19 protein-coding genes and 2 pseudogenes are annotated in these 20,396 nt (G+C 61.3%); 8 read left to right on the forward strand and 13 right to left on the reverse strand.

Going from position 1 to position 20,396, the window contains the following annotated elements; all coding sequences use genetic code 11:
- The first annotated feature begins 125 nt into the window (after positions 1 to 125).
- From ACZ5M5_RS02045 to mdoH, 5 genes are all read left to right on the forward strand, one after another.
- Positions 126 to 1,037 (forward strand): alpha/beta hydrolase, encoded by a 912-nt coding sequence (locus tag ACZ5M5_RS02045; protein WP_464738512.1) that lies wholly within the window; start codon positions 126 to 128, stop codon positions 1,035 to 1,037.
- Between the two features lie 105 nt (positions 1,038 to 1,142).
- Positions 1,143 to 2,114 carry a prolyl aminopeptidase gene (gene pip / locus ACZ5M5_RS02050; RefSeq protein ID WP_003196909.1) on the forward strand — a complete coding sequence of 324 codons (972 nt, stop codon included), beginning with the start codon at positions 1,143 to 1,145 and terminating at the stop codon, positions 2,112 to 2,114.
- On the forward strand, positions 2,111 to 2,548 hold the full coding sequence (gene dtd / locus ACZ5M5_RS02055; protein ID WP_060739582.1) for a D-aminoacyl-tRNA deacylase: 438 nt from the start codon (positions 2,111 to 2,113) through the stop codon (positions 2,546 to 2,548). The genes pip and dtd overlap by 4 nt, the downstream gene beginning before the upstream one ends.
- A 320-nt stretch (positions 2,549 to 2,868) precedes the next feature.
- The gene (locus ACZ5M5_RS02060; protein WP_060743089.1) at positions 2,869 to 4,641 is read left to right on the forward strand and encodes a glucan biosynthesis protein G; all 1,773 of its coding nucleotides are present in this window, start codon (positions 2,869 to 2,871) and stop codon (positions 4,639 to 4,641) included.
- On the forward strand, positions 4,634 to 7,204 hold the full coding sequence (gene mdoH, locus ACZ5M5_RS02065) for a glucans biosynthesis glucosyltransferase MdoH (RefSeq protein ID WP_060739581.1): 2,571 nt from the start codon (positions 4,634 to 4,636) through the stop codon (positions 7,202 to 7,204). The genes ACZ5M5_RS02060 and mdoH overlap by 8 nt, the downstream gene beginning before the upstream one ends.
- An 83-nt stretch (positions 7,205 to 7,287) precedes the next feature.
- Here mdoH and ACZ5M5_RS02070 read toward each other — a convergent pair whose 3' ends face one another.
- The 13 genes and pseudogenes from ACZ5M5_RS02070 to ubiE all read right to left on the reverse strand — a co-directional run bounded on the left by ACZ5M5_RS02070 (position 7,288) and on the right by ubiE (position 18,214).
- Positions 7,288 to 7,596, reverse strand: a complete 309-nt coding sequence (locus ACZ5M5_RS02070) for a DUF6124 family protein (RefSeq protein ID WP_060739580.1) — start codon at positions 7,594 to 7,596, stop codon at positions 7,288 to 7,290.
- Between the two features lie 842 nt (positions 7,597 to 8,438).
- Positions 8,439 to 9,275 carry an IS3 family transposase gene (locus ACZ5M5_RS02075; RefSeq protein WP_060738274.1) on the reverse strand — a complete coding sequence of 279 codons (837 nt, stop codon included), beginning with the start codon at positions 9,273 to 9,275 and terminating at the stop codon, positions 8,439 to 8,441.
- Positions 9,272 to 9,577, reverse strand: a complete 306-nt coding sequence (locus ACZ5M5_RS02080; protein WP_060738273.1) for an IS3 family transposase — start codon at positions 9,575 to 9,577, stop codon at positions 9,272 to 9,274. Before ACZ5M5_RS02080 ends, ACZ5M5_RS02075 begins: the two co-directional genes overlap by 4 nt.
- Positions 9,578 to 10,128: 551 nt before the next feature.
- Positions 10,129 to 12,045, reverse strand: coding sequence for a methyl-accepting chemotaxis protein (locus tag ACZ5M5_RS02085; RefSeq protein WP_060739579.1), 1,917 nt, complete (start codon positions 12,043 to 12,045; stop codon positions 10,129 to 10,131).
- Between the two features lie 129 nt (positions 12,046 to 12,174).
- On the reverse strand, positions 12,175 to 12,882 hold the full coding sequence (locus tag ACZ5M5_RS02090; protein ID WP_103310992.1) for a 16S rRNA (uracil(1498)-N(3))-methyltransferase: 708 nt from the start codon (positions 12,880 to 12,882) through the stop codon (positions 12,175 to 12,177).
- Positions 12,879 to 13,676 (reverse strand): twin-arginine translocase subunit TatC, encoded by a 798-nt coding sequence (gene tatC / locus ACZ5M5_RS02095; RefSeq protein ID WP_060739577.1) that lies wholly within the window; start codon positions 13,674 to 13,676, stop codon positions 12,879 to 12,881. The genes ACZ5M5_RS02090 and tatC overlap by 4 nt, the downstream gene beginning before the upstream one ends.
- Positions 13,673 to 14,092, reverse strand: coding sequence for a Sec-independent protein translocase protein TatB (gene tatB, locus ACZ5M5_RS02100; RefSeq protein WP_464738513.1), 420 nt, complete (start codon positions 14,090 to 14,092; stop codon positions 13,673 to 13,675). The genes tatC and tatB overlap by 4 nt, the downstream gene beginning before the upstream one ends.
- Before the next feature lie 10 nt (positions 14,093 to 14,102).
- Positions 14,103 to 14,390 (reverse strand): twin-arginine translocase TatA/TatE family subunit, encoded by a 288-nt coding sequence (locus tag ACZ5M5_RS02105; protein ID WP_060739575.1) that lies wholly within the window; start codon positions 14,388 to 14,390, stop codon positions 14,103 to 14,105.
- Positions 14,391 to 14,414: 24 nt separating this feature from the next.
- The gene (locus tag ACZ5M5_RS02110) at positions 14,415 to 14,747 is read right to left on the reverse strand and encodes a phosphoribosyl-ATP diphosphatase (RefSeq protein ID WP_003186671.1); all 333 of its coding nucleotides are present in this window, start codon (positions 14,745 to 14,747) and stop codon (positions 14,415 to 14,417) included.
- Positions 14,740 to 15,138 carry a phosphoribosyl-AMP cyclohydrolase gene (hisI, locus tag ACZ5M5_RS02115; RefSeq protein ID WP_003196931.1) on the reverse strand — a complete coding sequence of 133 codons (399 nt, stop codon included), beginning with the start codon at positions 15,136 to 15,138 and terminating at the stop codon, positions 14,740 to 14,742. Before hisI ends, ACZ5M5_RS02110 begins: the two co-directional genes overlap by 8 nt.
- A gap of 81 nt (positions 15,139 to 15,219) precedes the next feature.
- Positions 15,220 to 16,823, reverse strand: a pseudogene (gene ubiB / locus ACZ5M5_RS02120) (ubiquinone biosynthesis regulatory protein kinase UbiB).
- Positions 16,820 to 17,444, reverse strand: a pseudogene (locus ACZ5M5_RS02125) (ubiquinone biosynthesis accessory factor UbiJ). The pseudogenes ubiB and ACZ5M5_RS02125 overlap by 4 nt, the downstream one beginning before the upstream one ends.
- Complete coding sequence (ubiE, locus tag ACZ5M5_RS02130) at positions 17,444 to 18,214, reverse strand: bifunctional demethylmenaquinone methyltransferase/2-methoxy-6-polyprenyl-1,4-benzoquinol methylase UbiE (protein WP_003196937.1); 771 nt, start codon at positions 18,212 to 18,214, stop codon at positions 17,444 to 17,446. Before ubiE ends, ACZ5M5_RS02125 begins: the two are co-directional and overlap by 1 nt.
- A gap of 155 nt (positions 18,215 to 18,369) precedes the next feature.
- On the opposite strand from ubiE, the gene ACZ5M5_RS02135 reads away from it, so the two are divergent.
- The 3 genes from ACZ5M5_RS02135 (at position 18,370) to ACZ5M5_RS02145 (ending at position 20,256) form a co-directional block, all read left to right on the forward strand.
- The gene (locus ACZ5M5_RS02135) at positions 18,370 to 18,645 is read left to right on the forward strand and encodes a polyhydroxyalkanoic acid system family protein (protein ID WP_060739573.1); all 276 of its coding nucleotides are present in this window, start codon (positions 18,370 to 18,372) and stop codon (positions 18,643 to 18,645) included.
- A 266-nt stretch (positions 18,646 to 18,911) separates the two neighbouring features.
- The gene (locus ACZ5M5_RS02140) at positions 18,912 to 19,334 is read left to right on the forward strand and encodes a phasin family protein (RefSeq protein WP_464738514.1); all 423 of its coding nucleotides are present in this window, start codon (positions 18,912 to 18,914) and stop codon (positions 19,332 to 19,334) included.
- 10 nt (positions 19,335 to 19,344) lie between these two features.
- Positions 19,345 to 20,256, forward strand: a complete 912-nt coding sequence (locus ACZ5M5_RS02145) for a phasin family protein (RefSeq protein WP_060739571.1) — start codon at positions 19,345 to 19,347, stop codon at positions 20,254 to 20,256.
- Positions 20,257 to 20,396: the final 140 nt, after the last annotated feature.

Below are 20,396 nucleotides of genomic sequence, written 5' to 3' on the forward strand. Positions count from 1 at the left end.
TGGCGAGGGAACTTGCTCCCGCTTGAGTGCGCAGCGCTCACAAGATTCTTGGGGCGGCTGCGCCACCCAGCGGGAGCAAGCTCCCTCGCCACAAAAGCCTCGGAGCCACACCACGGCAAACCACGATGACCTACCCACTCTCCCAGGCAATGTCAGCCTTCATCGACAAAACCCTGAGCTTCACCAGCCCGGACGATAGCCTCGTCGCTTCGCGCAAGGCCTACAGCCAGATGTGCCGGGCGTTCACTCCACCTTGCCCGCCGACGCTGGCCATCGAGGATTTCGAACTGGCCGGCGTGGCGGTGCGGGCCTATTACCCGCAACGTGCGGCACCGCTCGCCGGCTGGCCATGCGTGCTTTACCTGCACGGTGGCGGTTGGGTCGTGGGGGATCTGGATTCCCATGACTTCATCTGCATGGAGCTGGCCGCTGAGCTGAGCGCGTGGGTGGTGGCGGTGGATTACCGGCTGGCCCCGGAGCATCCGTTTCCGGCCGGCTTCGAAGATTGCCTCGCGGTGTGGCGCCACTTGGCGGACGCCCCGTTCGCCATCGACCCCCGTCGCCGGCTGGTGGTCGGTGACAGCGCCGGCGGCAATCTCGCTGCCGCGTTATGCCTGGCCTTGCGCGATGCCGGGCAACCGTTGCCCTGGGCCCAGGTCTTGATTTATCCGGCGCTCGGTGGCCCTGCGGATCTGCCGTCGCGTCACGAGTGCTTCGATGCCCCGCTCCTGAGCAGTCGCGATCTGGAGCGCTATGAGGCGCTGTACCTGGGTGGCGCTCGTCCTTCGCCTTATGCCATGCCGTTACTCGCCGACAACCTGGACGGTTTGCCGCCAGCGCTGGTTGCCGTCGCGCAATGGGATCCACTGCGCGACGACGGCGTCCTTTATTGCGAGCGGCTGAACGCCGCAGGGGGAGACGCCGTGCTGTATGTCGGCAATGGGCTGGTCCACGGTTGCCTGCGTGGCCGGGGCCAGGTGCCGGAGGTCGATCAGATGTATCGCACGCTGCTGGCGTACCTGGCTGACATGCTTTGACTGCGTAGGGGACATGCTCATTAAGGTCATTCGGGTTTATGATGCCGGACGGCAGACTAAATAGAAGTCCCTACAGGGATGACTCGACCCCTTACGGAGCGCGCAATGCAGACTTTGTACCCGCAGATCAAACCCCATGCCCGGCACGATCTGGCTGTCGATGACACCCACACGCTCTATGTCGATGAAAGCGGTTCCCCAGAAGGCCTGCCAGTGGTGTTCATTCACGGCGGCCCGGGTGCCGGCTGCGATGCGCAGAGCCGTCGCTACTTCGATCCGAACCTGTACCGCATCGTCACCTTCGACCAGCGCGGTTGCGGTCGATCCACCCCCCACGCCAGCCTGGAAAACAACACCACCTGGGATCTGGTCGAAGACCTGGAGCGTATCCGCAAGCACCTGGGTATCGAGAAATGGGTGCTGTTCGGTGGTTCCTGGGGCTCGACCCTGGCCCTGGCCTACGCCCAGACCCATCCAGAGCGGGTGCATGGCCTGATCTTGCGTGGGATCTTTCTCTGCCGTCCGCAGGAAATCGAGTGGTTTTATCAGGCGGGTGCCAGTCGCCTGTTTCCCGACTACTGGCAGGACTACATCGCACCGATCCCGTTGGACGAGCGCGACGACCTGCTCAGCGCTTTCCACAAGCGCCTGACCGGCAACGACCAGATCGCCCAGATGCACGCGGCCAAGGCCTGGTCCACCTGGGAAGGTCGTACCGCCACCCTGCGTCCGAACCCGCTGGTGGTCGATCGCTTCTCCGAGCCGCAGCGGGCGCTGTCGATCGCCCGGATCGAATGCCACTACTTCACCAACAACGCTTTCCTCGAGCCCAACCAGTTGATTCGCGACATGGGCAAGATCGCCCATTTGCCAGGCGTCATCGTGCACGGCCGCTACGATGTGATCTGCCCGTTGGACAATGCCTGGGAACTGCATCAGAACTGGCCCAACAGTGAATTGCAGGTGATCCGCGACGCCGGCCACGCCGCCTCGGAGCCGGGGATTACCGACGCGTTGGTACGCGCCGCCGCGCAAATGGCCCGGCGCCTGCTCGACTTGCCGCCCGAAGAAGCATGAAGGGGCTGTTGCAACGGGTGCGCGGCGCCCGGGTCGAGGTGGCGGGCGAGATCGTCGGGGCTGTGGACCAGGGCTTGCTGGTGCTGGTGGCCGTCGAGCCCGGGGATACCCGGGCCAATGCCGACAAACTCCTGCACAAGCTGCTTAACTATCGAGTGTTCAGTGATACCGAGGGCAAGATGAACCTGTCCTTGGCGGATGTCGGTGGTGGATTGCTGCTGGTGTCGCAATTCACCCTGGCGGCGGACACCAAGAGCGGTCTGCGCCCGAGTTTTTCCACGGCTGCGCCTCCGGCCCTGGGCGAAGAATTGTTCAACTATTTGCTGAGTCAGGCGAAACAGGTGCATGGCACTGTGGCATCAGGTAGATTCGGCGCCGACATGCAGGTTCATCTGGTCAATGATGGCCCGGTAACCTTCCTGTTACAGTCCTGAAAGCGTTAGAAACATCTTTTCGGTTCTGTTTCGAGGTAAAACGGTGAGTTTTCTCGATAAATACTTTGCTACCCCTGATGCGTTGTCACGCGGGCTACTAGATAATCGCGCGCTACGGGGGATCAGCGTTCGCTGGTCCATTTGACTTAGGTAGAGAGTTGTCCTGGACCGTTTGGGGAATCATTTTGCCCCGTCGGAGTCGGAACAATGCTCGCCAACTTGGCAAGAGTGGTCAGCAGGAGCGGTTTTTCAGCACCGTTACCGTGCAGATACTTTATCTGGCCGTTGGTTTTTTGATCAGTTTTCGGCGAGGGTTGCTCGTGATTGTTAGTCCCTGTAATGCACCAAAAATGACGGCCAAACGGTTGAGAAGCGCCCTGGTAACGGGCTCGGCCCTGTTGTGCCTGCTCGGCGCGGGCCAACTGTGGGCATTCAGCCTGGATGATGTATCGGCGAAGGCACAAGAATTGGCCGGGCAGAAGTTCGAAGCCCCGCGCAGCAATTTGCCGAACGAATTCCGCGAAATGAAATTCGCCGATTATCAGAAAATTCGTTTCCGCACCGAAAAAGCAGAATGGGCCGACCAGAAGACCCCGTTCCGGCTGTCCTTCTATCACCAGGGCATGCATTTCGACACGCCGGTGAAGATCAACGAAATCACCGCGACCACCGTCGACGAGATCAAGTACGACCCGACACGTTTCGATTTCGGCGACGTGAAGTTCGATCCCAAGGCCACCGAACAGCTGGGCTACGCCGGTTTCCGCGTGTTGTACCCGATCAACAAGGCCGACAAGCAAGACGAAATCATGACCATGCTGGGCGCGAGTTATTTCCGCGTCATCGGCAAGGGCCAAGTCTATGGCTTGTCCGCTCGTGGCATGGCCATCGACACTGCGCTGCCATCCGGTGAAGAGTTCCCGCGCTTTCGCGAATTCTGGATCCAGCGTCCGAAACCGACCGACAAGCACCTGGTGATCTTCGCCCTGCTGGATTCGCCACGGGCCACTGGCGCCTATCGCCTGACCGTGCGTCCGGGCACCGACACCGTTGTCGACGTGAAATCACGGGTGTTCCTGCGTGATCGTGTCAACAAGCTGGGTATCGCCCCGTTGACCAGCATGTTCCTGTTCGGCGCCAACCAGCCGTCCAAGGTGCTGAACTACCGTCGTGAACTCCACGATTCCAGTGGCCTGTCCATCCATGCCGGCAACGGCGAGTGGATCTGGCGTCCGCTGAACAACCCGAAACACCTGGCCGTGAGCAACTTCTCGGTAGAAAACCCGCGTGGTTTCGGCCTGCTGCAGCGTGGTCGTGACTTCAGCCACTACGAAGACCTGGACGACCGTTACGAAAAACGTCCAAGCGCCTGGATCGAACCGAAAGGCGATTGGGGCAAAGGGACTGTCGATCTGGTGGAAATCCCGACCGCCGACGAAACCAACGACAACATCGTTGCGTTCTGGAGCCCGGAAAAACTGCCTGAGCCAGGCCAGCCACTGGACTTCGCCTACCGTCTGCACTGGACCCTCGACGAAGCCAACCTGCACTCGCCAGACAGCGCCTGGGTCAAGCAGACCCTGCGTTCGACCGGTGACGTGAAGCAGTCCAACCTGATCCGTCAACCGGACGGCAGCGTGGCCTACCTGGTGGATTTCGAAGGGCCGTCCCTGCAAGCGCTGCCTGAAGAGGCCGAGGTGCGCAGCCAGGTGAGCGTTGGCGACAACGCCGAGATCGTCGAGAACAGCGTGCGCTACAACCCTGAAACCAAGGGCTGGCGCCTGACGCTGCGCATGAAGATCAAGGACCCGAGCAAAGCGACCGAGATGCGTGCCGCATTGGTCAGGCCGCTTGTTCCTGTCGAGCTGCCAGCCACCGCGCATTCCGTGACCACGCTGGCCAAGGCCGACAAGGTCGCCAAGCAGCAGAGCGAAAAAGAGCAAGCCAACGAGCAGGCCGGCGAGCAGAAAGAGGCCAAGGCCGTCAAGTCGTCCACCGCTGCCGCCGAGCCGACCCCAACCCCACAGGAACCGGAGCAGACTGAACAAGTCCTGACCGAGACCTGGAGCTACCAGTTGCCTGCCGATGAGTAATACGTCCGTACAACCAGAATCTCTCAGTGAGTATCTGGCCCATTTGCCGATGACCGACGAGCAGCGCGCCGAGCTGGCGGGCTGCACGTCATTCAGCGAATTGCACAAGCGCCTGGCTTCTTCGACATTCGACGCACCCAACGAGGCGGCGCAAGCCTCGGTGGGCCGTCGCCTGACGCTAAGCACTGCCGAGGAACTCGAGGACGCCGAAATGCTGGCCCTCGATGCCAACGGCCGGGTGTGCTTGAAGGCGACGCCGCCGATTCGCCGGACCAAGGTCGTGCCGGAACCGTGGCGCACCAATATTCTGGTGCGCGGCTGGCGGCGCCTGACCGGGCGTACCAACCCGCCGAAGCCGCCCAAGGATGAGCGCGTGCTGCCCCATGCACGCTGGCGTACCGTGGGTTCGATCCGCCGTTACATCCTGCTGATCCTGATGCTCGGCCAGACCATCGTTGCCGGTTGGTACATGAAAGGCATCATGCCGTACCAGGGCTGGTCGCTGGTGGATCTGGACGAAGTCTTGCACCAACCGCTGCTGCAGACGGCCACGCAAGTGCTGCCGTATGCGTTGCAGACCAGCATCCTGATTCTGTTCGGGATCCTGTTCTGCTGGGTGTCGGCGGGTTTCTGGACCGCGCTGATGGGCTTTCTCGAATTGCTCACCGGCCATGACAAATACCGCATCTCCGGCGCCAGCGCCGGCAACGAGCCCATTCCCAAGGACGCCCGCACTGCGCTGGTGATGCCGATCTGCAACGAAGACGTGCCGCGGGTATTCGCCGGTTTGCGCGCGACCTTCGAGTCGGTGGCCGCCACCGGTGACCTGGATCGCTTCGACTTCTTCGTGCTCAGCGACAGTAACGAGACCGATATTTGCGTGGCCGAACAGCAGGCCTGGCTGGATGTCTGCCGTGAAGCCGGGGGCTTCGGCAAGATCTTCTACCGCCGTCGTCGCCGTCGTGTGAAACGCAAGAGCGGTAACCTCGACGACTTCTGCCGTCGTTGGGGCAGTGACTACAAGTACATGGTCGTGCTCGACGCGGACTCGGTGATGAGCGGCGAATGCCTGACCAGCCTGGTGCGCCTGATGGAAGCCACGCCGGACGCCGGCATCATCCAGACCGCGCCGCGGGCCTCGGGCATGGACACGCTGTATGCGCGCATGCAGCAGTTCGCCACGCGGGTGTACGGTCCGTTGTTCACCGCCGGTTTGCACTTCTGGCAGTTGGGCGAATCCCACTACTGGGGCCACAACGCGATCATCCGCATGAAACCGTTCATCGAGCACTGCGCCCTGGCGCCGTTGCCCGGTAAAGGCGCGTTCGCCGGTGCCATCCTGTCCCACGATTTCGTCGAAGCCGCGCTGATGCGCCGTGCCGGCTGGGGCGTGTGGATTGCCTATGACCTGCCGGGCAGCTACGAAGAGCTGCCACCGAACCTGCTGGACGAACTCAAGCGTGACCGTCGCTGGTGCCACGGCAACCTGATGAACTTCCGGCTGTTCCTGGTCAAGGGCATGCACCCGGTGCACCGTGCAGTGTTCCTGACCGGTGTGATGTCCTACCTGTCGGCGCCGCTGTGGTTCTTCTTCCTGGTGCTGTCCACCGCGCTGCTGGCGGTGAACACATTGATGGAGCCGCAGTACTTCCTCGAGCCACGCCAGCTTTATCCGTTGTGGCCACAATGGCACCCGGAAAAAGCTATCGCGCTGTTCTCGACGACCATCGTGCTGCTGTTCCTGCCCAAGTTGTTGAGTATCGTGCTGATCTGGGCCAAGGGCGCGAAGGCGTTCGGTGGCAAGTTCAAGGTGACGTTGTCCATGCTGCTGGAGATGCTGTTCTCCATGCTGCTGGCGCCGGTGCGAATGATCTTCCACACCCGTTTCGTGCTCGCCGCGTTCCTGGGCTGGGCCGCGACCTGGAACTCGCCGCAACGTGACGACGACTCCACGCCATGGAGCGAAGCGGTCAAGCGCCACGGCCCGCAGACTTTGCTGGGCTTCTTCTGGGCCTTGCTGGTGATCTGGCTGAACCCGAGCTTCCTCTGGTGGCTGGTGCCGATCGTGGGTTCGCTGATGCTGTCGATCCCGGTGTCGGTGATCTCCAGCCGCGTGGGCCTGGGCTTGAAGTCCCGTGATGAAAGCCTGTTCCTGATTCCTGAGGAATACGCACCGCCGCAGGAGCTGCTGTCGACGGACCAGTACACCCATGAGAACCGTTGGCATGCACTGAACGACGGTTTCATCCGGGCGGTGGTCGATCCACAACAGAACGCCTTGGCGTATGCGCTGGCGACCTCCCGTCACGGCAAGGCCGAGCCGATCGAATGGCTGCGTGTCGAACGCGTTCGTCACGCCCTGAAGGTCGGTCCTGCCGGTCTCAGCAATGCCGAGCGACTGGCCCTGCTGAGCGATCCGGTGGCCTTGTCTCGCCTGCACGAGCAGGTCTGGAGCGAGGCGCATCCCGAGTGGCTGGCGGCATGGCGTGAGTCGGTCAAGGCCGACCCTCATGCACCGCTGCTACCGCTACAGCCGGTGAGCGTGCAGCCTCAAGTGGCCTGATACGCAAAAAGCCCCGCTTCTGAAAGGAAGCGGGGCTTTTTGTTGGGCGCTGTTTCAGTAGGTGAACACCGCTCGTGGTGAGGTCAGGGTTGTGTGTTGACGTTGTCCAGTGCCCGATTTGCCAGCAAGCCACTCAGTTCGATCAGTTGCTGGATGCCAAGGGCAACATGGCGTCGTGAGCCTTTCAGGTCGAACGCCAGGTCGCTGACCATGGCATCGGCTGAGGCCAGGGTTTCGCTGAGGTTGGCCAGGAGGCTTTCGGTGTCGATGCCGTCGACGATGGTGAAGAGCTGGCCTGGCGACGGTTTATTCTCGGATTTGGCCTGTTTGGGGTTCAGTAGCCTTGGGATGACGGATCTTGGGAGTGGGGATTTTGTGTGTATATCCGTTATTTGGGTAACGGCTGCTTAGGGTTCCGCCCTTACGGCGGGTCACTTTCGAAAAGCGCGAAAGTAACCAAAGCGCTTCATGCCCCACCACTCGGCACCTCGCCTAGGCTCGGTGTGCCCGAACGCAGGCATTGCTCCGTGGGCCCGCCGCGAAGGGCCATCCATGGCCCAGCGCGGCTCTCCCGGCATCCATGCCGGGATGCCCACTCCACAATGCCTGCGTTCGGCCAGCGTGGTTAACGGGGCGCCGAGATCAACGTCCGACGCGAGGCGGCCTTATAGCCGACCTGGTTCATCCAGTCGTACTCCGATCCAATTGTGGGAGCGAGCCTGCTCGCGAAGACGGCGGCACATTCAGCATCGATGCAAGCAGACCCACCGCCATCGCGAGCAAGCTCGGCTCCCACAGGGCTCGGCGGTGGACACTGATCCTATGAGCGACCAAAAATCTGTGTGGGAGCAAAGCTTGCTCGCGAGGCGGCCGGATAGACGACCTGCTCTTACGGGTGTACCCAATCCAATTGTGGGAGCGAGCCTGCTCGCGAAGGCGGCGCTACATTCAGCATCGATGCAAGCAGGCCCACCGCTATCGCGAGCAAGCTCGGCTCCCACAGGGCTCGGCGGTGGACACTGATCCTATGAGCGACCAAAAATCTGTGTGGGAGCAAAGCTTGCTCGCGAGGCGGCCGGATAGACGACCTGCTCTTACGGGTGTACCCAATCCAATTGTGGGAGCGAGCCTGCTCGCGAAGGCGGCGCTACATTCAGCATCGATGCAAGCAGGCCCACCGCTATCGCGAGCAAGCTTGAACTGGTCAAGTAATCCCGGACACCGATTACGGTGTTTATGCCGCTTTTTGCTCCATGGCTATTGGCGACAGGTAGTTGTTGTAGCTGTGGAGCCTGGTGCGGTTGTAGTACATGAAGAAACGCACCATGTCCGTTTTTGCCTCCTCGATCAGGCTGTAGCCGTTGCGAGGTACCCACTCTGACTTCAGTGTGCCGAAAAAACGCTCTATTGGAGCGTTGTCCCAGCACTGTCCCCGATGACTCATGCTTTGCACAATGCCGTGGCGGGTCAGTTCTTCTTGAAACTTGCGACTGGTGTACTGACATCCTTGGTCTGAGTGAAACATCAGCCCTGGAGGACACGTTCGTACAGCTGTCGCCATGCGTAGCGCTTTGCTGACTAGGTTGGCCTCATTAACCAGAGAAAAAGCCCAACCAATAACCCTGCGAGCAAACAAATCGATCACGATGGCCAGATGAATCCAGCGTTTACCCACCATCAGGCTGGTAACGTCGCCACACCAAACCTGATCGATTGCAGTCGGTTTGAAGTTGCGTTTGAGCCGATTAGGCGCGACAAATGCCTCCACGCCTTTGGATCTAAATGGATGCGGCTGGCGTTGTTTACTGACAATGTTGGCTTCCCTCATCAGCGCTCTGACCAGGCTTCTTCCCGCTGCAATATTTTGCGATTTCAGGCCCTTGCTGATCATCCTGGAGCCCATGGCTTCGCGACTTTCACTGTGCAGTTCAACGACTTTCAGCCTGAGTTCTTCACGTCTGATCCGCGGCTTGGATCGCCGCTGAATCCACTCATAAAAGCTGCTGCGCTTCACGCCGAAAACACGACACACCACGGCCGTCGGAAATGACTCTCTTAGCTCTGCGATCATCGGAAACGATCGGGATCCGACATCAAGAGAGCGGTAGCCTTTTTTAGGATTTCAGCTTCCATCTCCATGCGCTTGATCTTGGCTTTTAGCTCCTGGATCTGGCGCTGATCGTCAGTAATCGCCTTGGTGCCTTTAACTGGCTGGCCCTCGCGTTCCTTACGAACCTGATCAACCCAGCGCCGTAAAGCGGTGGGTCCGATGTCCAGAGATGCACAAACTTCTGGTACCGGGCAGTTATCATCAAGCACCATGCTGGCAGCATGCAGCTTGAACTCGCGGGTATAGACCTTTCTTTCGTTCATGGAACCTCCAAGTTGGCGAAATCATATCGCCCTTAAGAGGTGTCCGGAATTATTAGGCCAGTTCAGCTCGGCTCCCACAGGGCTCGGCGGTGGACACTGATCCTGTAAACGACCAAAAATCTGTGTGGGAGCCAAGCTTGCTCGCGAGGCGGCCGGATAGCCGACCTGCTCTTACGGGTGTACCCAATCCAATTGTGGGAGCGGGCTTGCTCGCGAAGACGGCGGTACATTCAGCATGGATGCACGCAGACCCACCGCTATCGCGAGCAAGCTCGGCTCCCACAGGGCTCGGCGGTGGACACTGATCCTATGAGCGACCAAAAATCTGTGTGGGAGCAAAGCTTGCTCGCGAGGCGGCCGGATAGACGACCTGCTCTTACGGGTGTACCCAATCCAATTGTGGGAGCGAGCCTGCTCGCGAAGGCGGCGCTACATTCAGCATCGATGCAAGCAGGCCCACCGCTATCGCGAGCAAGCTCGGCTCCCACAGGGCTCGGCGGTGGGCATGAATACTGTGTCCACTGAAGAGCACGGGTATCCCCACACCCAAGTTAAACCCGGAACCGCCCAACCAACGTCTGTAAATGAACCCCCAACCGCGCCAACTCGGCACTGGAGGCCGCAGTCTCTTCACTGGACGACGCCGTCTGCTCCGACACATCACGCACATTCAGTACGCTACGGTTGATCTCCTCAGCCACCGCACTCTGTTGCTCGGCCGCAGCCGCGATCTGCTGGTTCATCGATTGGATCGCCGAAACCGTGCGAGTGATGTTCTCCAACGAGCCTCCCGCGCGACGGGTCAGTTCGACGCTGCTGTCGGTCAGGCTGCGGCTGTTGTCCATGATGGTCGCGACCTGTTCAGTACCGGCTTGCAGGCCCACGATCAGTTCTTCGATCTCTTCCGTGGACTTCTGGGTGCGCTGGGCCAGGCTGCGGACTTCGTCGGCCACCACCGCGAAACCACGCCCGGCTTCGCCGGCGCGGGCCGCTTCGATGGCCGCGTTGAGGGCCAGCAGGTTGGTTTGCTGGGCCACGGACTTGATCACGTCCAGGACGCTGCCGATCTTGTCGCTTTCACGTTTCAAATCGCCCATGGCTGCGGTGGAGTTGCCCACTTCCTTGGCCAGCCGTTCGATCTGAGCGATGGCTTCGCCGACGACCTTGTCGCCTTCACGAGCCTGCTGATCGGCTGCGACGGCCGCTTCGGAGGCTTCCTCGGCGTTGCGCGCGACTTCCTGCACCGTGGCGGTCATTTCGTGCATGGCGGTGGCGACCTGATCGGTTTCCACTTTTTGGCTGTTGACCCCGGCGCTGGTCTGCTCGGTCACGGCTGAAAGCTGTTCGGCGGCACTGGCGATCTGGGTAACGCCTTCGCTGATGCCGCCGATCAATTGCCGCAGGCCCACGGTCATGCTTTGCATGGCGCGTTGCAGTTGGCCCAGTTCGTCGCGACGGTCAGAGGTGAGGTTGTGGGTCAGGTCGCCAGCAGCCACGCGCTCGGCAACCTTCAAGGTCTCGCCGAGCGGGCCCACGATCTGCCGGGTGATGAACAGCGCGGCGATCACGCCAAACAGCAGCGCCAGGGCGGCCGCTACGATCAGGACCATCTTGGCTTGGGCGGCGTCGCGGTCACGCACGGCTGTCTGGGACACGGTCAGCTTCTGGCTGGCATCCATCAGTATCTGACCCTGCTCGCTCATGCGCTGGAGGGCAGCGGCGTTGTCGATTTGCGAGTCGCGGAACTGGGCGACCGCCGCGCGATAGAGGTTGAACGAGTCGCTGGCCTGCTGCAGGTTGGCTGCGTGTTCCTGGGGCAACTGGTCTGGCAGGCGCGCAAGCAGTTTGAGGACGGCGTCGATGGCATCGAGGGCGGGTTGCTGGGCGTCGCTCTTGCCGCTGTAGGTGTAGCCGCGGACCTGGTAACGGGCTTGCTGGATGGCCTTGCTCAGGGTGACCACGCTGTTGAACGACGTGACGTCGCCGGCTTGCAGCATCAACTTTTCAACTTCGGCGACGCGGGCCACGGCGTTGTCGGCGCTGGCACCGAGTTTACTGCGTGCATCTTCGCGGCTTACGGTAGCGCGGGTCATCTGGGCGAAGGCGCCTTTGTATTCGGCGACGGCGGCCAATTGCTTGTCGATCAGCGCGACGTCGGCCGGCTGTTCGATCAACTCGCGAGCGGTTTTCAGCCCGGCCTCGAGCTTGCCAAGCAGATCGTTGACCGCTTGCGGTCCTTTCTCGCCCCGCGTGGTGTTGTAGTCGATGCTGGCCAGGTTCAAGTCTTTGCTCAAGTCGTTGAGACTGGCAATGAACCCCAATTTATCGCCCCGGCTGATGACATTGCCCAGGCTGGACCAGCCGGTGAATGCGATCATCAAGGTGAGGAACAACACCAAGCCGAAGCCTGCGCCGAGTTTGCGATTGACGCTTACATTTCCCAGACCCTGGGCAAGCCACCGGAACATGCTGATACTCCCTGGAGCGTTGAATTGGTTTTATGGATCTGTATCGGCGGCTTTGGAGGGATCTGTAGAAAATAGGCGCTGGGTGCTCCCTCGCCACAAGGATCATGTGCCTGTGTGAGTGTTGCCGGGTCAGAACAACCGGGCAAGCAGCGCCGTAACCGCAGTCTCGACCCGCAGGATTCGTTCGCCCATTTGAACCGGTTGCAGGCCGGCCTTGCCCAGCAGGTCGATCTCGTAGGGAATCCAACCGCCTTCGGGGCCGATGGCCAAGGTCACCGGTTCTATCAGCGCTCGCGGGCAGGGCGGGTGGTTGCCAGGGTGGCCGACCAGGCCGAGGGTGCCATTCGCGATGGCCGGCAGGCGGTCCTCGACGAAGGGTTTGAAGCGTTTTTCGATGATGATCTCTGGCAGCACGCTGTCCCGGGCTTGTTCCAGGCCCAGGATCAGTTGCTCGCGGATGGCCTCGGGCTCCAGGAACGGCGTCTGCCAAAAGCTCTTTTCCACGCGATAGCTGTTGACCAGCACTACCCGCGGCACGCCCATGGTGGCGACCGTCTGGAACACTCGCCTGAGCATTTTCGGACGCGGCAGCGCCAGCACCAGGGTCAACGGCAACTTGGCCGGCGGCGGCTGGTCGAGGGTCACTTGCAGTTCGGCCTCGCGAGCTTCCAGGCGCAGCACCTGGGCCGAGCCCATCAACCCACCGATGCGCCCGACCCGCAGGCTGTCCCCGACGGCACTGCGATGGACTTCCTGCATGTGGGTCAACCGGCGATCGCTGAGGATGACGCGGTCAGGCCCGATGAAATCGGCCTCTTCGAGCAGCAGCAGGTTCACGCTTGGGTCGCTGGCGGCTGGTCGTTGTGGTCATCGACCGGCTGGTCCTCGGGTTCTTCTTCCCGGCGCTTGCGCACCAGCCCACCGAACAGGATGCCGATCTCGAACAGCAGCCACATCGGCACCGCCAGCAGGGTCTGGGAGAAAATGTCCGGCGGGGTCAGGATCATGCCGACCACGAAGCAGCCGATGATCACGTAGGGGCGGATCTTCTTCAGGTAGGCCACGTCGACCACGCCGATCCACACCAGCAGTACCACGGCCACGGGGATTTCGAACGCCACGCCGAAGGCGAAGAACAGCGTCATGACGAAATCCAGGTAGCTGCTGATGTCGGTCATCATCTCCACGCCCGCCGGGGTGGCGGCGGCGAAGAACTTGAAGATCAGCGGGAACACCAGGTAATAGGCGAAGGCCATGCCGGTGTAGAACAGCAGGATGCTGGACACCAGCAGCGGCACGGCGATGCGCTTTTCATGCTTGTACAGGCCCGGTGCGATGAAGCCCCAGATCTGGTGCAGGATCACCGGGATCGCCAGGAACAGCGAGACCATCATCGTCAGCTTCAATGGCGTCAGGAACGGCGACGACACGTCGGTGGCGATCATTGTCGCGCCTACCGGCAGGTACTGGCGCAGTGGCGTGGAGACGAAGGTGTAGATCTGCTGGGTGAAGGAAAACAGCCCGGCGAAGATGATGAACACCGCCGCGACGCAACGCAGCAGGCGGGTGCGCAACTCGGTGAGGTGCGATACCAGCGGCATCGGCTGGTCGTTTTCAGGGATATCGCTCATGGGGCTCGCGGCGGCAAAGTAGGATCGTTAGGCGCAGGGGCAGCGGGGGGCGCTGTATCCGCGACCGTCGGTGTCACTGGCGCCGGTTCAGTCACCAGTGCGCCACCTTCTGGCACTTGGGGAGCCACCGTCGGCTCGGCCTCAGGCTGAACTGGCGTCGGTTCCTGCTGGGTGGGCGTGAAGATTTTCCGCGCCTCCTGCTCCAGGGACAGAATGTGTTCGTTGTGCAGTTGCCGACGGATGTCGTCGGCACCGATTTCACGTTCAACTTCCTGTTTGATCGCATTGAAGCTGCGCTTCAGGCGCCCGATCCAGAGACCGGCGGTGCGCGCGGCCCCCGGCAGGCGCTCGGGGCCCAGTACCAGCAGGGCGACGAGGCCGACGAGCAGCAGTTCAGTGAAGCTGATACCAAACATTAGTCAGTGCTCACGAGTCTTTGCGGATGGGCTCTTCGACTTTTTGGGCCTGCACGTCGATGGTATTCGGCGCATTCACAGGCTGGGTGGCCTGTGGGTGTACCGGTTGGGTCGGTTGTGCGGGCTGAGCCTGGTTTGTCGTCGGATCGGCCGGTTTCTCGTCATCGTTCATGGCCTTGCGAAAACCCTTGATCGACTCGCCGACATCGGTGCCGAGGTTCTTCAGTTTCTTGGTGCCGAACACCAGCACCACGACGACCAGGATGACGACCCAGTGTTTCCAGTCAAAGATACCCATGTGGCTACTCCTCTCAAAAATGGATCAGGCGGACGGGCGCGAGGCTTTCTCGACGTGCCCGGACAGACCGAAGCGACGGTCCAGTTCATCCAGTACGGCCTGCGGATGCTGCCCCAGTTGGGCCAACATGACCAGGCTGTGGAACCACAGGTCGGCGGTCTCGTAGATCACGTCGCTGCAGTCGCCGCTGATGGCGGCGTCCTTGGCGGCGATGATGGTCTCGACGGATTCTTCGCCGACTTTTTCCAGAATCTTGTTCAAGCCCTTGTGGTACAGGCTGGCGACATAGGAACTGTCGGCCGCGGCGCCCTTGCGCTCTTCCAGCACCTGGGCCAGGCGGGTCAGGGTGTCACTCATGGGTATGTCCTGAATAAATGGCATGCGGGTCCTTGAGCACCGGGTCGACGGTTTTCCAGTCGCCGTTCTCGAAGACGCGATAGAAGCAGCTTTGACGGCCGGTGTGGCAGGCAATCTCACCGACCTGCTCGACCATCAGGATGATGACGTCGCCGTCGCAGTCCAGGCGCATCTCATGCAGATGTTGCACATGCCCGGACTCTTCACCCTTGCGCCACAGCTTGCCACGGGAACGTGACCAATAGATGGCTCGGTTCTCGGCGGCGGTCAGGGCCAGTGCTTCACGGTTCATCCAGGCCATCATCAATACGCGCCCGGTCTTGTGGTCCTGGGCGATGGCCGGCACCAGGCCGTCAGCGTCCCACTTGATCTCGTCCTGCCAGTTTTTCATCGTTGACTCCGACCATGGGCCGCGCACCTGACGTCGGCGGGCCCAGCGTTGAAACAGTGTGCCAGCGCGAACCGGTGCTGGCTATCGGCGAACGACCAGATACAGACCGACCGCCATCATGATACCGGCCGGCCAGTGACCCAGTTGGCTCAACGGCCCGCCGGTCGCCAGCACTGCGCCGCCGCCCAGGTGAGCCGCGCCAAGCAGGCGCAACAGCCAATCGTCCTTGCGTCGGTGCCACGGTGGCGCCGGGTCGTGGGCGTGGGGTTGGGACATGCGTTCGAGCAGGTCGCGGGTCATGTTGGCCAGGTGCGGGATCTGCTCGAACTGGCTCTGCACGTTGCCCAGCAAGGCGCGCGGGCTGACACGCTCGCGCATCCAGCGTTCGAGGAACGGTTGGGCGGTGTTCCACAGGTCGAGGTCCGGGTACAGCTGGCGACCGAGGCCTTCGATGTTCAACAGGGTTTTCTGCAACAGCACCAACTGGGGCTGGACCTCCATGTTGAAGCGTCGCGCGGTCTGGAACAGGCGCATCAGTACCTGGCCGAAGGAAATATCTTTTAACGGTTTTTCGAAGATCGGTTCGCACACGGTACGGATCGCCGCTTCGAATTCGTTGAGCTTGGTCTCGGCCGGCACCCAGCCCGAATCGATGTGCAGTTGGGCGACACGGCGGTAATCACGCTTGAAGAAGGCGAACAGGTTGCGGGCCAGGTAGTCCTGGTCCTCGGGAGTCAGGCTGCCGACGATGCCGCAGTCGATGGCGATGTATTGCGGGCTCCACGGTTGCACGGTGCTGACGAAGATGTTGCCCGGGTGCATGTCGGCGTGGAAGAAACTGTCGCGGAACACCTGGGTGAAGAAGATTTCCACGCCGCGCTCGGCCAGCAGTTTCATGTCGGTGCGCTGGTCGGCCAGGGTCGCCAGGTCTGTCACCTGGATGCCGTAGATGCGCTCCATCACCAGTACTTTCGGCCGGCACCAGTCCCAATAGACCTGCGGCACATAGAGCAGCGGCGAGCCTTCGAAGTTGCGGCGCAGCTGGCTGGCGTTGGCAGCCTCGCGCAGCAGGTCGAGTTCGTCGTAGATGGTTTTTTCGTAGTCCTGGACCACGTCCACCGGGTGCAGCAGGCGGGCATCGGCCGACAACCGTTCGGCGGCGCGGGCGAGGATGAACAGCCACGCCAGGTCCTGGGCGATGATGGGCTTGAGGCCCGGGCGGATGACCTTGACCACCACCTCTTCGCCGCTCTTGAGCTGGGCGGCGTGAACCTGGGCCACGGAGGCCGAGGCCAGGGGCTCGACGTCGAAACGGCTGAACACTTCGCTGATCTTCTTGCCCAGTTGTTCCTCGATCAGCGCCACCGACAGCTTGGAATCGAACGGCGGCACGCGGTCTTGCAACAGCATCAGTTCATCGGCGATGTCTTCGGGCAGCAGGTCGCGACGGGTCGAGAGGATCTGCCCGAACTTGATGAAGATCGGTCCCAGGTCCTGCAAGGCCAGGCGCAGGCGGGCGCCACGCGTCAGGTCCAGGGTTCGTCGGGGAACCAGCGCCACGGCAGCACGAAGCGCAGCGCCAGGAGAAACCAGGGCAGCGGCAGGGCGAACAGCAGGTCATCGAGGCGGTAGCGGATCACGACGCGCTGGATGCGCAACAAACGGCGGACGGCAAGCAGCTTCATGCGTTATCGCTTGGTTTCAAGGGATCGGGAAAGGCGCTCGAAACGCGCCTCGAGACGTTCCAGGTCAAGCTTGACCTGGTCCAGTTCATCAAAACGGGCCTGGGCCTCGCGTTGGCCTACGAGGGTACGCGATTCTTCGGCCAGGTATTCACTCAGATTCTGTCCCAGGCTGGCGAAGCCCTGGCCATACCAGCGACGGCGGCTGTGCAAATGGCCGCTGAGCAACTGGGTCGCCACCGGGCCGATCCAACGGGACACTTCGTACTCCCAGTCCAGCTCCAGGTCCTGGAGAATCGCCGCCAGCTCCAGCAGCACGCCACTGTCGCCGTCGAGCTCGACTTCGGGGCTGTGCAGCACCGCGCTCTTGTCCTTGCCCAGGGCCAGGTTCAGCAGGCTCGCGGCAGGGGCGCGCAGGGTGCAATCCGCTTCGGCTTCCCAGTGGGCGGCGAGCATCAGGCCTTCGTCGCTGGGCAGGATGAACAACTGCAACGCCGGGCTGCGGCAGTCGACGGCGATCACCTTACCGCTCAAGTGCGCCAGGCGCGCGAGCGCCGTGCTGTCCAGGCGCAGTACCCGGTTGATGCCGAGTTCGACACTGGCGAGCAGGCCGGTGAGCAACATCAGGGCTTGATACCGCGGTGCAGGGCGACGATACCGGCGGTCATGTTGTGGTAGGTCACGCGGTCGAAACCGGCCTCGACCATCATCGACTTCAGGGTTTCCTGGTTCGGGTGCATGCGGATCGATTCGGCCAGGTAGCGATAGCTTTCCGAGTCATTGGTGATCAGCTTGCCCATCAGCGGCATGAAGGCGAACGAGTAGGCGTCATAGGCCTTGGACATCAGCGCGTTGGTCGGCTTGGAGAACTCCAGCACCAGCAGGCGGCCGCCGGGCTTGAGCACGCGCAGCATCGAGCGCAGGGCATCTTCCTTGTGGGTGACGTTGCGCAGGCCGAAGGCGATGGTCACGCAGTCGAAATGGTTGTCGGGGAACGGCAGCTTTTCGGCGTCGGCCTGGACGAACTCGACATTGCCGGCCACCCCCAGGTCCAGCAGGCGGTCGCGGCCGACCTTGAGCATGGATTCGTTGATGTCGGCCAGCACCACCTGGCCGGTCGGCCCGACGATGTGGGAAAACTTCTTCGTCAGGTCACCCGTGCCGCCAGCGATGTCCAGCACGCGATTGCCGCTGCGCACGCCCGACAGCTCGATCGCGAAACGCTTCCACAGGCGGTGCATGCCGCCCGAGAGCAGGTCGTTCATCAAGTCGTACTTGGCGGCTACGGAGTGGAAAACCTCAGCGACTTTTTCCGCTTTCTGGCTTTCCGGCACGTTCTTGAAGCCGAAGTGAGTGGTGGGTTCGGCATCGCTGCCTTTGCGCTGATCAGTCATATCGCGGTCACCAAAAAAGAATGCGGGACATTCTAATCCCGGTGGAGGGCTTTGTCTTGGCAAGGCTGAAGGTAAGATGGGCGACCGCCGGGACGTTTTGACGCAGCCAGGGTCTGAAACGTTCAGGCAAGTCCCGATAAAACAGGAGTCACCCGATGGCCCGTATAACTGTTGAGCGTGCCCATGGCCTGGGCAAGGAAGCGGCGCGAGAGAAAGCCGACAAGCTGGCGCAGAAGTTGTCCGACAGCTATGGCCTGGAGCCGCAGTGGGTGGGCGACACCCTGAAACTCAAGCGTTCCGGGGTCAAGGGCGAAGTGCATGTGGGCGAGGATTCGATCCGCGTCGACGTGGAACTGGGCATGTTGATGTCGGCCATGAGCGGCACGATCAAGACGGAAATTGAAAAGGCGTTGGACAAGGCGTTGGCTTGATCGACCGAAAGGGAGGTGAACGCAAAGTTGAAATTCACCACCCCACCCTGTGGGAGCGAGCTTGCTCGCGATTGCATTGTTTCAGTCACATCAAGGTTGGCTGACACTCCGCCATCGCGAGCAAGCTCGCTCCCACCGGGATAGTCATCGCCCTCAGGTTTTGTGTCAGTTGTTAGGGTGCCGTTTCTAATTATTGTCACTACTTTGTGCCTGAGCCCGTCCATGTGCGGGCAGTTCCTCAAACCTTTTTTCGAGTGAGGTGCACCATGGCCAAAGTTATTCTGAAGAAAAAAACCGACGTTGAATCTTCCACGCTCAGCGACGTGAAAACGTACGCGCGCAAGATCTGGCTGGCTGGCCTGGGCGCCTACACGAAGGTCGGCCAGGAAGGCAGCGGGTACTTCCAGGAGTTGGTAAAGGCTGGCGAAGTTATTGAAACCAAAGGCAAAAAGAAAATTGCCGGGAAACTTGAAGCGGCCAACAGCGAATTGATTGAAGCCAAGAGTGACGTCAATACTTTCAAGGCCCGGGTTGAAGTACAACTCGATAAAGTCGAGAAGGTATTCGATGCTCGTGTTGCAAGTGCCTTGAATCGTATCGGCATTCCGTCTAAACATGACGTTGAGGCACTCTCTGCTAAGCTCGATGAGCTGACAGCATTGCTCGAACGTGTCGCGCGTAAACATTAAGGAGAACGGGATGGCTGGCAAAAAAATCACAGAAAAAGAGGGCAGCTCGTGGGCCGGGAAGATTGAAAAATATTCCCGCAAAATCTGGCTTGCTGGTTTAGGCGTGTACTCGAAGATCGACACTGACGGCAGCAAGCTCTTCGAGTCCCTGGTTAAGGACGGCGAAAAGGCCGAAAAACTCACCAAGACGGCGGTCGGCAAACAGGTCGATGCCGCCAAGGACTCTGCCGAGTCCGCCAAGTCGCGCATCGGCGGCGTGAAGGATCGGGCACTGGGTAAATGGGACGAACTGGAAGGGGCTTTCGACAAGCGCCTGAACAGCGCGATCTCGCGCCTGGGCGTGCCGAGCCGTAATGAAGTCAAGGCGCTGCACAGCAAGGTCGACACCCTGACCAAGCAGATCGAAAAACTCACCGGCGCCAAAGTCGCACCCGTGGCGACCAAGACGGCGGCGGCCAAACCGGCCGCTAAAACGGCAGCCAAACCACTGGTCAAGGCTGCGGCAAAACCCGCCGCCAAACCCGCGGCGAAAGCAGCGGCCAAGCCTGCGGCTAAAACCGCAGCGGCCAAACCTGCTGCCAAGGCTGCGGCCAAACCGGTAGCGGCGAAAGCGGCAGCCAAGCCCGCCGCGAAACCAGCTGCCAAGCCAGCGACCAAGACGGCTGCAGCTAAACCCGCAGCGGCCAAGCCAGCGGCTAAGCCTGCAGCCAAGCCAGCGGCAAAAGCGGCGGCCAAACCCGCTGCGGCGAAAAAGCCTGCCGTGAAAAAACCGGCCGCGCCAAAAGCTGCCGCACCCAAGGCGCCAACCGCGGCCGCCAAACCGGCAACCCCGACGAGCACGGCGAACTCCGCCGCCGCTCCGACTCCGGTCGCCACTCCAGCACCAGCGGCGGCTCCAACGACGCCTTCCACCCAGTCCTGATTCTGCGGGACATGCAAAAACGCCCGGCCTGTGAAGGTCGGGCGTTTTTGTTTGTACGCGGGTCAATCTCGAACCTTGAAATCACCCGGAAAACAATGTGGGAGCGAGCTTGCTCGCGATAGCGGTGGGTCAGCAGTATT

The sequence above is a fragment of the Pseudomonas sp. Van50 genome, from assembly GCF_055390755.1.

Coding starts and splice junctions, on each gene's coding strand:
- ACZ5M5_RS02045 (WP_464738512.1), top strand. CDS start 126: ATGACCTACCCACTCTCCCAGGCAATGTCAGCCTTCATCGACAAAACC.
- pip (WP_003196909.1), top strand. CDS start 1,143: ATGCAGACTTTGTACCCGCAGATCAAACCCCATGCCCGGCACGATCTG.
- dtd (WP_060739582.1), top strand. CDS start 2,111: ATGAAGGGGCTGTTGCAACGGGTGCGCGGCGCCCGGGTCGAGGTGGCG.
- mdoH (WP_060739581.1), top strand. CDS start 4,634: ATGAGTAATACGTCCGTACAACCAGAATCTCTCAGTGAGTATCTGGCC.
- ACZ5M5_RS02075 (WP_060738274.1), bottom strand. CDS start 9,275: ATGATCGCAGAGCTAAGAGAGTCATTTCCGACGGCCGTGGTGTGTCGT.
- ACZ5M5_RS02080 (WP_060738273.1), bottom strand. CDS start 9,577: ATGAACGAAAGAAAGGTCTATACCCGCGAGTTCAAGCTGCATGCTGCC.
- ACZ5M5_RS02085 (WP_060739579.1), bottom strand. CDS start 12,045: ATGTTCCGGTGGCTTGCCCAGGGTCTGGGAAATGTAAGCGTCAATCGC.
- tatC (WP_060739577.1), bottom strand. CDS start 13,676: ATGAGCGATATCCCTGAAAACGACCAGCCGATGCCGCTGGTATCGCAC.
- tatB (WP_464738513.1), bottom strand. CDS start 14,092: ATGTTTGGTATCAGCTTCACTGAACTGCTGCTCGTCGGCCTCGTCGCC.
- ACZ5M5_RS02105 (WP_060739575.1), bottom strand. CDS start 14,390: ATGGGTATCTTTGACTGGAAACACTGGGTCGTCATCCTGGTCGTCGTG.
- ACZ5M5_RS02110 (WP_003186671.1), bottom strand. CDS start 14,747: ATGAGTGACACCCTGACCCGCCTGGCCCAGGTGCTGGAAGAGCGCAAG.
- hisI (WP_003196931.1), bottom strand. CDS start 15,138: ATGAAAAACTGGCAGGACGAGATCAAGTGGGACGCTGACGGCCTGGTG.
- ubiE (WP_003196937.1), bottom strand. CDS start 18,214: ATGACTGATCAGCGCAAAGGCAGCGATGCCGAACCCACCACTCACTTC.
- ACZ5M5_RS02135 (WP_060739573.1), top strand. CDS start 18,370: ATGGCCCGTATAACTGTTGAGCGTGCCCATGGCCTGGGCAAGGAAGCG.
- ACZ5M5_RS02140 (WP_464738514.1), top strand. CDS start 18,912: ATGGCCAAAGTTATTCTGAAGAAAAAAACCGACGTTGAATCTTCCACG.
- ACZ5M5_RS02145 (WP_060739571.1), top strand. CDS start 19,345: ATGGCTGGCAAAAAAATCACAGAAAAAGAGGGCAGCTCGTGGGCCGGG.